General features: G+C 67.8%; 12 protein-coding genes. 6 read left to right on the top strand and 6 right to left on the bottom strand.

Annotated elements, in window-relative coordinates; all coding sequences use genetic code 11:
• Positions 1-23: 23 nt before the first annotated feature.
• The 4 genes from rplI to rpsF all read right to left on the bottom strand — a co-directional run bounded on the left by rplI (position 24) and on the right by rpsF (position 1,746).
• The gene (gene rplI / locus OTB20_RS00575) at positions 24-470 is read right to left on the bottom strand and encodes a 50S ribosomal protein L9 (protein ID WP_267814432.1); all 447 of its coding nucleotides are present in this window, start codon (positions 468-470) and stop codon (positions 24-26) included.
• 18 nt (positions 471-488) lie between these two features.
• A complete protein-coding gene (gene rpsR, locus OTB20_RS00570; RefSeq protein WP_003956534.1) occupies positions 489-725 on the bottom strand; it encodes a 30S ribosomal protein S18 in 237 nt (78 codons plus the stop codon).
• Between the two features lie 43 nt (positions 726-768).
• On the bottom strand, positions 769-1,383 hold the full coding sequence (locus tag OTB20_RS00565; protein ID WP_267814430.1) for a single-stranded DNA-binding protein: 615 nt from the start codon (positions 1,381-1,383) through the stop codon (positions 769-771).
• A 72-nt stretch (positions 1,384-1,455) separates the two neighbouring features.
• Positions 1,456-1,746, bottom strand: a complete 291-nt coding sequence (rpsF, locus tag OTB20_RS00560) for a 30S ribosomal protein S6 (protein ID WP_015034882.1) — start codon at positions 1,744-1,746, stop codon at positions 1,456-1,458.
• A gap of 250 nt (positions 1,747-1,996) precedes the next feature.
• Here rpsF and OTB20_RS00555 point away from each other — a divergent pair, with 250 nt between their 5' ends.
• The 3 genes from OTB20_RS00555 to OTB20_RS00545 all read left to right on the top strand — a co-directional run bounded on the left by OTB20_RS00555 (position 1,997) and on the right by OTB20_RS00545 (position 4,660).
• Positions 1,997-2,311 (top strand): hypothetical protein, encoded by a 315-nt coding sequence (locus OTB20_RS00555; RefSeq protein ID WP_267814429.1) that lies wholly within the window; start codon positions 1,997-1,999, stop codon positions 2,309-2,311.
• A gap of 129 nt (positions 2,312-2,440) precedes the next feature.
• Positions 2,441-3,559, top strand: a complete 1,119-nt coding sequence (locus tag OTB20_RS00550) for a lipid II:glycine glycyltransferase FemX (protein ID WP_267754523.1) — start codon at positions 2,441-2,443, stop codon at positions 3,557-3,559.
• A gap of 69 nt (positions 3,560-3,628) precedes the next feature.
• The gene (locus OTB20_RS00545; protein ID WP_267814428.1) at positions 3,629-4,660 is read left to right on the top strand and encodes an alanine racemase; all 1,032 of its coding nucleotides are present in this window, start codon (positions 3,629-3,631) and stop codon (positions 4,658-4,660) included.
• 1 nt (position 4,661) lies between these two features.
• Here the strand turns inward: OTB20_RS00545 and OTB20_RS00540 are convergent, their stop codons facing one another.
• Positions 4,662-6,122, bottom strand: coding sequence for a glycosyltransferase family 87 protein (locus OTB20_RS00540; protein ID WP_267814426.1), 1,461 nt, complete (start codon positions 6,120-6,122; stop codon positions 4,662-4,664).
• Positions 6,123-6,212: 90 nt separating this feature from the next.
• Positions 6,213-8,765, bottom strand: coding sequence for a transglycosylase domain-containing protein (locus OTB20_RS00535; protein WP_267814424.1), 2,553 nt, complete (start codon positions 8,763-8,765; stop codon positions 6,213-6,215).
• Between the two features lie 274 nt (positions 8,766-9,039).
• Between OTB20_RS00535 and OTB20_RS00530 the strand changes: the two genes are divergently transcribed.
• From OTB20_RS00530 to OTB20_RS00520, 3 genes are all read left to right on the top strand, one after another.
• Entirely contained in the window at positions 9,040-9,642 is a 603-nt protein-coding gene (locus OTB20_RS00530; RefSeq protein WP_267754528.1) for a PadR family transcriptional regulator, read from the top strand.
• Positions 9,643-9,691: 49 nt separating this feature from the next.
• Positions 9,692-10,774: an inositol-3-phosphate synthase gene (locus tag OTB20_RS00525; protein ID WP_267814423.1), complete on the top strand. Its 1,083-nt coding sequence runs from the start codon at positions 9,692-9,694 to the stop codon at positions 10,772-10,774.
• Positions 10,775-10,879: 105 nt separating this feature from the next.
• Positions 10,880-12,160: an MFS transporter gene (locus OTB20_RS00520; protein ID WP_267814422.1), complete on the top strand. Its 1,281-nt coding sequence runs from the start codon at positions 10,880-10,882 to the stop codon at positions 12,158-12,160.
• The last annotated feature ends 31 nt before the right edge of the window (positions 12,161-12,191 follow it).

Below are 12,191 nucleotides of genomic sequence, written 5' to 3'. Positions count from 1 at the left end.
GTGCGGCCCTTCATGCGCAGCCCTTAGGCGGCGACGACCTCGATGCCCACGGTCGCGGCCACGTCAGCGTGCAGACGCACGGAGACCTGGTACGAACCGAGGGTCTTGATCGGGGAGCCCAGCTCCACGCGGCGCTTGTCGACCTTCGGGCCACCGGACGCCTCGATCGCCGTGGCGATGTCGGACGGCGTGACGGAACCGAAGAGACGACCGGCGTCACCCGCGCGGGTGGCCAGACGGACCTTGACAGCCTCGAGCTTGGCCTTGAACTCAGCGGCCTGCTCGATGGTCGCGATCTCGTGGATCTTGCGGGCGCGGCGAATCTGCGCCACGTCCTTCTCGCCACCCTTGGTCCAGCGGATCGCGAAACCGCGCGGGACCAGGTAGTTGCGAGCGTAGCCGTCCTTGACGTCTACGACATCGCCGGCGGTGCCGAGGCCAGAGACCTCGTGGGTCAGGATGATCTTCATTATTCGGTCACCCTTTCCTTATCGCGCGGTGGACGTGTAGGGCAGCAGTGCCATCTCACGGCTGTTCTTGACAGCCGTGGCGACGTCACGCTGGTGCTGCGTGCAGTTGCCGGTGACGCGGCGGGCACGGATCTTGCCACGGTCGGAAATGAACTTCCGCAGCATGTTCGTGTCCTTGTAGTCCACGTACACGGTCTTGTCCTTGCAGAACGCGCAGACCTTCTTCTTAGGCTTGCGCACAGGCGGCTTCGCCATTGTGTCTCTCCTGTGAAATCAAGAAGTGGGGGTGCGAGCTTCCCTAGAAAGGGGGCTCGTCCGAGTAGCCACCGCCGGAGCCGCCGGTGCCGCCGGAGCTTCCGCCCCAACCGCCACCGCCGCCGCCCTGCTGCTGGCCGCCGGCCGGCGCACTGGACGCCCAGGGGTCGTCGGAGGGAGCTCCGCCACCCTGGGGAGCAGCGCCGCCACTGGGGGCTCCGCCCCAGTTGCCACCGCCGCCGCCCTGCTGCTGACCGCCGCCACCGCCGCCGTATCCACCCTGGCCACCGCGACCGGTGGTCTTGGCGACCTTGGCCGTGGCGGTCTTCAGGCTGGGGCCGACTTCCTCGACGTCCAGCTCGTAGACCGTGCGCTTGACACCCTCGCGGTCCTCGTACGACCGCTGCTTCAGCCGGCCCTGCACGATGACGCGCATGCCCCGCTGAAGGGACTCGGCGACGTTCTCCGCCGCTTGACGCCAGACCGAGCAGGTGAGGAACAGGCCTTCGCCGTCCTTCCACTCATTGGTCTGCTTGTCGAAGATGCGGGGAGTGGACGCGACACGGAACTTCGCGACCGCCGCACCCGAGGGGGTGAAGCGCAGCTCGGGGTCGTCGACGAGATTGCCGACGACCGTGATGACGGTCTCGCCTGCCATGGATGAACCTCTCGGCGGGGATTGCTGCTGGGCTGCTGTGCTACTCGGTCCCGATTACCGCTGAACCGAAGTTCAGTGGGTCTCGGGGCGAAGGACCTTGGTCCGGAGAACCGACTCGTTCAGGTTCAGCTGTCGGTCAAGCTCCTTGACGACCGCAGGCTCGGCCTGAAGGTCGATGACCGAGTAGATGCCCTCGGGCTTCTTCTTGATCTCGTAAGCGAGACGACGACGGCCCCAGGTGTCGACCTTCTCGACCTTTCCATTGCCCTCACGGACGACAGAAAGGAAGTTCTCGATCAGCGGGGAGACAGCGCGCTCCTCGAGATCGGGGTCGAGGATGACCATCACTTCGTAGTGACGCATGTGGAACCCACCTCCTTTGGACTCAGCGGCCACGGTCGTTCCGTGGCAGGAGGGTCGTGATGCGTGCGCACGGCATCTGCAGAGCAGACACCGCGCAGCTGTACAGACTACCTCGTCGACTCCTTCCGGTTGAAATCCGGCGCCAGGAGGCCACAATCTGTATGCATCGGGTGTGCTCGGTGCTATGCCTTCGGCTCCTGCCGTGGGAAGCCCGCAGCACCGCTCTGCTGCAGCCAGGAGGTGCCTTCCGATGGCACAGGCAATGCGACGCCAGTCCTCCATCTCGCTCTTCGCGACCGACGGCAAGTCCCATCCGCTCCAGGACACCCTGGTGGCGGTCACCCTGATCCTCGGCGCCGTGGCGTTCGTCACGGCCTTCTTCGACAATCTGCACCTGATCAGCTCGTGGACGGGGCTGATCGGGATCGTCACCGGGCTCTACGGCCAGTTCGTCTCCGTCACGACACGCGAGCGCTCAGCACTGATCGTCGGCCTGGGCGCCTCGGCCTTCGGCTTCTTCCTCGGCATGGCACACGGCGGTCTCTTCGGCGGCTGGCTGGGCTGACCGGGTGCTTCCGCGACGGGGCGCCGGCCTCCCACCGGCCCAGGCACGGCCTGTCCCCCAGATGGGTGGCGCCCCTGTCGCAGTAGGCTTCGCGCCATAGCCAGCGAAGCCGCCGAGGAGACGCCCCGCATGAGCCTGTCCCTGAGGACCATCAGCCGAGAGCAGCACCTGGGCTACCTCCAGAGCCTGCCCTCGGCTAGCCACTGCCAGGTCCCGGCGTGGGCCGACGTGAAGAACGAGTGGCGCTCCGAGAACCTCGGATGGTTCGACCAGTCCGGCGAACTCGTCGGCGCCGCACTCGTGTTGTACCGACAGCTGCCCAAGGTGAAGCGATACCTCGCGTACCTTCCCGAGGGCCCGGTCATCAACTGGTACGCCCCCAACCTCGACGAGTGGCTCCAGCCGATGCTGGCGCACCTCAAGCAGCAGGGCGCCTTCACCGTGAAGATGGGCCCGCCCGTCGTCATCCGCCGCTGGAACTCGACCGCCATCAAGGCCGGGATCCAGGACCCGGAGGTCAAGCGCCTGCGCGACGTGGAGGCCTCCGTCATCGAGCCCCGCGCCTTCGAGGTCTCCGACAAGCTGCGCCGGATGGGCTGGCAGCAGGCCGAGGACGGCGGCGCCGGCTTCGGCGACGTCCAGCCCCGGTACGTCTTCCAGGTACCGCTGGCCAACCGCTCGCTGGACGACGTCCTCAAGGGCTTCAACCAGCTGTGGCGCCGCAACATCAAGAAGGCCGAGAAGGCCGGCGTCGAGGTCGTCCAGGGCGGTTACGAGGACCTGCCGACCTGGCAGAAGCTGTACGAGGTCACGGCCGAGCGCGACAAGTTCCGTCCGCGCCCGCTCAGCTACTTCCAGCGCCAGTGGACGGCCCTCAACTCCGAGGACCCCAACCGGATGCGGCTGTACATCGCCACGCACGAGGGAGAGCCGCTGGCCGCCGCCACGATGCTCACCGTCGGCCAGCACGTCTGGTACTCGTACGGCGCGTCCGCCAACCACAAGCGCGAGGTCCGCCCCTCGAACGCGATGCAGTGGCGCATGCTGCGCGACTCCTACGCGCTCGGCGCAAGCGTCTACGACCTGCGCGGCATCAGTGACACCCTGGACGAGAACGACCACCTGTTCGGTCTGATCCAGTTCAAGGTCGGCACGGGCGGCGAGGCCGTCGAGTACGTCGGCGAGTGGGACTTCCCGCTCAACAAGCTGCTGCACAAGGCGCTCGACATCTACATGTCGCGTCGCTGACCCCGCCCCATCCACAGACACCGCACCGCTGCACACCACGCAGCTTTTCGAGAGAGGCTCCGGACGGGCATGGCGCTCACGCTCTACGTCGACACCGCGCGCTGGCGTGCGCACCAGAAGCAGATCCAGGACCAGTTCCCCGGAATGGTCCCCGTCTGCAAGGGCAACGGCTACGGATTCGGTCACGAGCGGCTCTGCGAGGAGGCGACCCGGATGGGCGCCGACGTCCTCGCCGTCGGCACGACGTACGAGGCCGCCAGCATCAAGGACTGGTTCGGCGGTGATCTGCTCGTCCTCACCCCGTTCCGGCGTGGTGAGGAGCCGGTGCCGCTGCCGGACCGGGTCATCCGCTCGGTTTCCTCGCTGGACGGGGTCCACGGCCTGGTCGGCGCCCGTGTGGTCATCGAGTGCATGAGCTCGATGCGCCGGCACGGGATCTCCGAACAGGACCTCGGCCAGCTGCACTCGGCGATCGAGGACGTCCGGCTGGAGGGCTTCGCCCTGCACCTGCCGCTGGACCGCCCGGACGGCTCTGACGCCGTCGAGGAGGTCATCGGCTGGATGGACCGGCTGCGCGCGGCCCGGCTGCCGCTGCACACGATGTTCGTCAGCCACCTGAAGGCCCAGGAGCTGGCGCGGCTGCAGCAGCAGTTCCCGCAGACGCGCTTCCGGGCCCGCATCGGCACCCGGCTGTGGCTGGGCGACCACGAGTCGACCGAGTACCGCGGCGCGGTACTCGATGTCACCCGCGTCGCCAAGGGCGACCGGTTCGGCTACCGGCAGCAGAAGGCCGCCTCCGACGGCTGGCTGGTCGTCGTCGCCGGCGGCACCTCCCACGGAGTCGGCCTCGAGGCCCCCAAGGCCCTGCACGGGGTGATGCCGCGCGCCAAGGGCGTCGCCCGGGCCGGACTCGCCACCGTCAACCGGAACCTGTCGCCGTTCGTGTGGGCGGGCAAGCAGCGCTGGTTCGCCGAGCCGCCGCACATGCAGGTGTCCATCCTGTTCGTGCCGTCGGACTCTCCCGAACCGACGGTCGGCGAGGAGCTGGTCGCGCACCTGCGCCACACCACCACGCAGTTCGACCGGGTGCTGGACGCCTGAGTCACTCCCCGGGGCGTACGCCCCAGTCCACCCGCTGACCCTCCGAAGGCGCCGCTTCCTGCGGCGCCTTCGCCGTTCCGGGGAACGTGAAGACGTCCTCGGCGCCGTCCAGGACGCCTCCGGAGGGGTCGTCCGAACCGTCGCGCCGCACCACGTCCCGGTCGGGCAGCAGGATGTCGCGTACGACCACGGCGCACAGGTAGAGCGTGCACAGCAGGTGGGCCGCGATCGCCAGCTGGTAGCCCTCCAGTGGCAGGCCCTGGTGCTTGTCCCCGCTGGTCGTGTAGGCGAGGTAGAACCAGATCCCCAGGAAGTAGGCGACCTCGCCGGCCTGCCAGATCAGGAAGTCCCGCCAGCGCGGCCGGGCCAGCGCGGCGAGCGGGATGAGCCACAGCACGTACTGGGGCGAGTAGACCTTGTTGACCAGGATGAAGGCGGCCACCAGCAGGAAGGCCAGCTGTGCGAAGCGGGGCCGTCGGGGCGCGGTGAGCGTGAGGAGCCCGATGCCCGCGCAGAGCAGCAGCGTCAGGCCCGTCGCGTAGGTGTTGGCGCCTTCCAGCGGGTTCCCGGAGCGCTGGGAGATCAGCAGCCACACGGATCCGAAGTCGATGGGCCGCTCCTGGCTGAAGGTGTAGAACTTCTGCCAGCCCTCCCAGGCGAAGAGCATGACGGGCAGGTTCACCACGAGCCAGGAGGCCGCGGCGCCGCCGACCGCCGCGCCGAAGGCGCGCCACTTCCCGGCCCGCCAGCAGAGCACGAACACGGCTCCCAGCAGCAGTACGGGGTAGAGCTTGGCCGCGGTGGCCAGGCCGATCAGGACACCGAAGGACAGCGCCCGGCCGCGCGACCACATGAGCATCGCGGCGGCGGTCAGGGCGATGGCCAGCAGGTCCCAGTTGATGGTCGCGGTGAGCGCGAACGCGGGCGCGAGGGCGAAGAGCAGTGCGTCCCACGGCCGTCGGCGGTGGGTGCGGGCCACGCACACCGCGATCACGGCGGCGCAGATCATCAGCATGCCCGCGTTGACCATCCAGTACATCTGCTCCCGGTGCTGCATGGAGCCGCTGCCGGGGGTCAGCCACGAGGCGATCTCCATGAAGACCCCGGTGAGCACCGGGTATTCCAGGAACTGCATGTCGCCGGGGATCCGGTCGAAGTACGGGGTGAGGCCGTCGGCGAAGCCGCGCAGGGCGTAGAGGTGCGGAATGTCCGAGTAGCAGGCATGGGTGTACTGGGAGCCGGCCCCGCGGAACCACGCCCAGTCGTAGCAGGGCAGCTTCTGGACCATGCCGAGCGCGAACATCCCCAGGGCGACGAGCACGACCACCCGCACCGGGGTCAGCCAGTGGCCGCCCAGCCGGGCGTAGCGGCCCAGCGGGCCGCCGATGAACTCGCTCCCCGCGGCGGCCACCTCGTCCTGCTGGGTGGGCAGTACGGGGCTTTCCTCGTGCACCTTCGTCATGGGCACATCCTGCCGTACGGCACGGGACATGGGAGAGGGCCGCCGCACTCGGTGCGACGGCCCTCTCCTGCCGTGTCGTGGGGCGGCCTGTCAGCCCCCCGTCGAGCCCCCTATGGGGAAGCCTCCACTGCCGCCACCGCTCGCGCCGCCGGGCCTTCCGGTCGATTTGCTGGGCGAGGGCGAGGGCGACCGGGTCGGGCTGGGGCTGGCGTCCGGGTCACAGATGGCCCACGGCCGGCAGGACGGCTTGGCACTGCGTGAAGGGCTCGGAGTGGGCGACGGCGTCGGGGAAGGCTTGATCGACGGAGACGGCGAGGGGGAGGGGGAAGGAGTGGGTGTGGGCGAGGGAGCGCCGGAAGCGTGCGCTACGACACCGATCTTGTCGGCCTCCGGGAAGTCCGTCTCGGGGGCGTCCTTCAGCGCGGCCTTCATGTACTTGGTCCAGATCTCGGCCGGGATGTCACCACCGTGGAGGGACGGGATATCCGCCACGCCCCTCATCGAGATCAGTTCCTTCTTCTTCGCGTTCGGGTCCGAGCGGAACAGGGCCACGGAGGTGGAAAGCTCGGGCGTGTAGCCGACGAACCAGGCCGACATGTTCTTGTCGGTGGTTCCGGTCTTGCCCGCCGCGGGCCGGCCGAGCTTCTTGGCCTTCGTGCCGGTGCCGTTCTCGACGACGTTGCGCAGGACCTTGGTGATGTTGTCAGCGATGGAATTGTCCATCGCCCGCACCCCCTTGGGCTTCTCGAAACCGGGCACGAGGTTGCCGTCCTTCTCGACTCTGGTCACCGAGAACGGATCGTGGTGCATGCCGGAGGCGGCGAAGGTGGCGTACGAGTCGGCCATCCGGATGGCGCTGGGGGTCGAGGTGCCCAGCGCGAAGGAGGCGTTGTCGTTCGGGTCGAAGGACTCCGGCAGAATGCCGGTCGCCTCCGCGACCTTCTTCACCTTGTCGTGGCCGACGTCGAAGATGAGCTGCGCGAAGGGGACGTTGATGGACTTCTCCATCGCCTCGTTCAGGGTCACGTAGCCGAAGGCGGTGGGGCTCTCGTTCTTCTGCCGGAACGGCTTGCCGGAGCCGTCCCGCAGCGGCTCGCCCGCACGGTTGTTGATCACTGTGAGGTCGTTCGCCTGGTACTTGCTCGCGGCCGAGATCCCCTCACCGTCCGAGTTCTGGGTGCCGTACTCCATGGCCGCCGCCAGGACGAACGGCTTCCAGGTCGAGCCGACCTGGACGCCCGAGGTGTTCGCGTTGTTGTTGAAGTGCTTCTTGTCGATGCCGGGGCCGCCGTACAGGGCGACGAGGGCTCCGGTCTTCACATCGACCGAGGCCGCGCCGAACTGGACGAAGGTGTCGGTGTCGGGCCGCTTCTTCTCGTCGATCAGCCCGTCGCGGGTCTCCTCGACGGCCTTGACCAGCGAGTCCACCCTCTTCTTGTCGAAGGTGGTGTGGATCTGGTAGCCGCCCTTGGCCAGATCGTCGATCGAGATGCCCTTGGTCTTGGTCAGGTACAGCTTGGCCGTCTCGACCATGTAGCCGATCTGCCCCGACATACCGGCGGACTGAGCGGATTCGATCAATTGCGGGAAGTCCTTGAACTTGTCCCGCTCGGACTGCTCCATGCGCCCGACCTTGACCTCGCGGTCCAGCACCCAGGCCCAGCGCGCCTCGGCCCGAATCTTGTTCTCGTCGGCCGTGGCCGCGGAGCCGATGCCGCCGTCGGGGTTGTACAGGTTCGGGCCCTTGAGCACGGCGGCGAGGAAGGCGCTCTCGGAGGGGTTCAGCTTGTCGCAGTCCTTGCCGAAGTAGGCGCGTGCGGCTGCCTGGATCCCGTAGGCGTCCCGTCCGTAGTAAGCGGTGTTCAGGTAGCCGGCGAGGATTTCGTTCTTCTCCTCGTTCACACCCAGTTTTATCGAGATGAAGAGCTCGGTGACCTTTCGCTTCAGCGTCTGGTCGGAGTCCAGGTAGGTGTTCTTCACATACTGCTGGGTGATCGTCGAGCCGCCCTGCGTGGATCCGCCCTTGGCCATGTTCCACACCGCACGGGCGACGCCCATCGGGTCGACGCCCTTGTCCGACTCGAAGGACTCGTTCTCCGCCGCGATCACGGCGTTCTGCATCGACCGGGGGATCTGCCCGATAGTGACGATCTGGCGGTTCACGGAACCGCCGGTAGCGACCATCTGGGAGTTGTCGGACCAGTAGAAGACGTTGTTCTGCGCCTTGGCCGCGAGGTTCGCGTTGGGCGTGTTCACCGAGGCAATACCGATGCCGGCGCCCGCCGTGAGGATCGCGAAGAAGCCCAGGGCCGTGCCGCTGACGAGCCTCCAGGACGGGACGAAACGCTTCCAGCCGTCCTTCTCCGCACGGGGATAGTCGATGAACCGCTTCTTCGGGCGGCCCGTACCCCGGCCGGCTCCGCCGGCGCCGCGGGCCCGTCCCGCCGGGGCGCGGCCGGCGGATCTCCGGGCGTCCGACCGGCTGCCGTGCACCGGCTGCTCCGAATACGGCCCGCTGGGGGACGACGTGGGGACGTTACGCCCGGGGCCGGCGGCCCTGGAAGGGCGCTGCTGGGCAGCCTTGCGGGCGGCGGCGCGGCCGCCGCCCTGGGGCTGTTGCGGTTTGCGGCGGTGCTCGCTCATCGAACGACTACTCCTCGGGCAGGCGAGTGGCCTGGAAGCGGCAGGTGAGTGACGGTCCCCCCGGTGTCATGCCGCACAGACTACGCAGGCCCAAAACCCAACCAGTGTCGAAGTTCACCCCAAAACAGGCAACTCGCCTCCTGCAAATCAGTGATGTGACGCCGGTCACCGCGTTGCCACTTGTAGTGGATGGCTGCCCGTTCTATCGTCTGGATGTATCGAGCCGATACATCAGCTCGGTATAAAGACTCCGAGGCAGGGGAAGGGCAAGCGGATGAGCAGGCGCTCAGGCATCCTCGAGTTCGCTGTTCTCGGCCTGCTGCGCGAATCCCCGATGCACGGTTACGAGCTGCGCAAGCGGCTCAACACCTCACTGGGGGTGTTCAGAGCGTTCAGCTACGGGACGCTCTACCCCTGCCTCAAGACGCTCGTCATCAACGGATGGTTGATCGAAGAACCGGGCAACGCCCCGGAAGACGCTCTCGCCGCTTCACTCGCAGGGCGCCGCGCCAAGATCGTCTACCGGTTGACGGCAGCAGGTAAGGAGCACTTCGAGGAGCTCCTCTCCCACACGGGCCCCGATGCCTGGGAGGACGAGTCCTTCGCCGCCCGCTTCGCCTTTTTCGGCCAAACCGAACGAGACGTACGCATGCGGGTACTGGAGGGCCGTCGCAGCCGCCTTGAGGAGCGCCTGGAGAAGATGAGCGCATCGCTCGCCCGCACACGCGAGCGGCTCGACGACTACACGCTCGAGCTGCAACGCCACGGCATGGAATCCGTGGAGCGCGAAGTGCGCTGGCTGAACGAGCTCATCGAGAGTGAGCGGGCGGGACGGGATCAGAGACGACCCGGTCCGTCCGACGAAACTGCAAAGTGAGGTCTGCATCTCGCAGGCCTCGTCCGAGAACAAACAGGGAGCAACCGGAATGGGTTCGGTTCGCGTAGCCATCGTCGGCGTAGGCAACTGCGCCGCCTCGCTGGTGCAGGGCGTCGAGTACTACAAGGACGCCGACCCGGCGGCCAAGGTCCCCGGTCTGATGCACGTCCAGTTCGGCGACTACCACGTGAGCGACATCGAGTTCGTCGCGGCGTTCGACGTCGACGCGAAGAAGGTCGGCCTCGACCTTTCGGACGCCATCGGCGCCAGTGAGAACAACACCATCAAGATCTGCGACGTCCCGAGCGCGGGTGTGACCGTTCAGCGCGGCCACACCCTGGACGGCCTGGGTATTTACTACCGCAAGACCATCGAGGAGTCGGCCGAGGCTCCGGTCGACATCGTGGAGGTCCTCAAGGACCGCCAGGTCGACGTTCTGATCTGCTACCTGCCCGTCGGTTCCGAAGACGCGGCGCGGTTCTACGCCCAGTGCGCCATCGACGCCAAGGTCGCCTTCGTCAACGCCCTCCCGGTCTTCATCGCCGGCACCAAGGAGTGGGCCGACAAGTTCACCGAGGCCGGTGTCCCGATCGTCGGCGACGACATCAAGTCCCAGGTCGGCGCCACCATCACGCACCGCGTGATGGCGAAGCTGTTCGAGGACCGCGGTGTCCGTCTTGAGCGCACCATGCAGCTCAACGTCGGCGGCAACATGGACTTCAAGAACATGCTGGAGCGCGAGCGCCTGGAGTCGAAGAAGATCTCCAAGACGCAGGCCGTCACCTCGCAGATCCCCGACCGTGAGCTCGGCGAGAAGAACGTCCACATCGGCCCGTCGGACTACGTCCAGTGGCTCGACGACCGCAAGTGGGCCTACGTCCGCCTCGAGGGCCGCGCGTTCGGCGACGTCCCCCTCAACCTCGAGTACAAGCTCGAGGTGTGGGACTCCCCGAACTCCGCCGGTGTCATCATCGACGCGCTGCGCGCGGCGAAGATCGCCAAGGACCGCGGTATCGGCGGCCCGATCCTGTCGGCGTCGAGCTACTTCATGAAGTCCCCGCCGGTGCAGTACTTCGACGACGAGGCCCAGGCCAACGTCGAGAAGTTCATCAAGGGCGAGGTCGAGCGCTAGTCGAACCCCGGCGTCCTCGAGGACACCTGGACTTCGACTGTTCTTCCGCGGAGGGTCCCCGGGCAATGTGCCCGGGGACCCTCCGCGTGTGTGACGCTTTCCCCCATGGCTGTCGTACGTGATCTGCGCGTACTCCTGCGTCTGCGGGACTTCCGCAACCTGCTCGCCGTACGGCTCCTCTCCCAGGCCGCCGACGGGGTCTTCCAGGTCGCGCTGGCCGCCTATGTCGTCTTCTCCCCGGAGAAGCAGGCCTCGCCCGCGGCCATCGCCTCGGCCATGGCGGTACTCCTGCTGCCCTATTCGGTGATCGGCCCCTTCGCGGGAGTCCTGCTGGACCGCTGGCGCCGCCGCCAGGTGTTCCTCTACGGCAACCTGCTGCGGGCCTTCCTCGCCTGCGTCACCGGCATGCTGATCGTCGCGCACGTCCCCGACTGGCTCTTCTACGCCTCGGCCCTGTCCGTGACCGCGGTCAACCGCTTCGTCCTGGCCGGGCTCTCCGCCTCCCTGCCACGTGTCGTCGCGCCCGGCCAGCTGGTCACCGCTAACGCCCTCTCACCCACCGCCGGAACACTCGCCGCCGTCGCCGGTGGGGGCCTGGCCTTCCTCGTGCGCGTGCTGGCCGACGATTCCGACGCCCTCGTCGTACTCCTCGGAGCCGGCCTCTACCTGTGCGCGGCCCTGGTCTCGCTGCGCCTGGCCCTGGACCTCCTGGGGCCCGACCACCTGCCCGGCCGGATCAACCCGACGGTCGGCCAGGGGGTCGCCCTCACCGTGCGGGGCTTGGCCGCAGGCCTGCGGCACCTGGCCTCACGGCGCGAGGCGGCCCGGGCGCTCACCGCCATGACCCTCATGCGGTTCTGCTACGGAGCCCTGTTCGTCACGCTGCTCATGCTCTGCCGCTACGCCTGGTCGGACAACGAGGCCGACGGGCTGGCGCTGCTGGGTGTCACGGTCGGCGTTTCCGGGGCCGGCTTCTTCGCGGCCGCCGTCATCACTCCCTGGCTGGTGGGCCGGCTGGGCGCCCTCGGCTCCATCACCCTCTGCGCCGCGGGCGCCGCCGTGCTGGTGCCGGCGCTCGGCCTGTTCTTCACACCCGGACCGATGCTGGCAGCCGCCTTCGTGCTGGGCCTGGCCACCCAGGGCGCCAAGATCTCCACCGACACCGTCGTGCAGTCCCAGGTGGACGACGCCTTTCGCGGCCGCGTGTTCTCCGTCTACGACGTGCTCTTCAACGCCGCCTTCGTCGGCGCCGCGGGAGTGGCCGCTCTCGTACTCCCGCTCGACGGGCACTCCGCCCCCTTGATCCTCGGAGTGGCCATGCTCTACGCCCTGATCGCGGCGTTCCTCATGCGTCAGGGCGATGTTTCACGTGAAACATCGCCCTGACCGATGCGCGACCGGCTCACCAGCCCGACGT

The sequence above is a fragment of the Streptomyces sp. H27-H1 genome (assembly GCF_026627445.1).
Classification (GTDB): domain Bacteria; phylum Actinomycetota; class Actinomycetes; order Streptomycetales; family Streptomycetaceae; genus Streptomyces.
The sequence above is the reverse complement of the archived record's forward strand: the minus strand, read 5'-3'. Positions and strand labels throughout refer to the sequence as shown.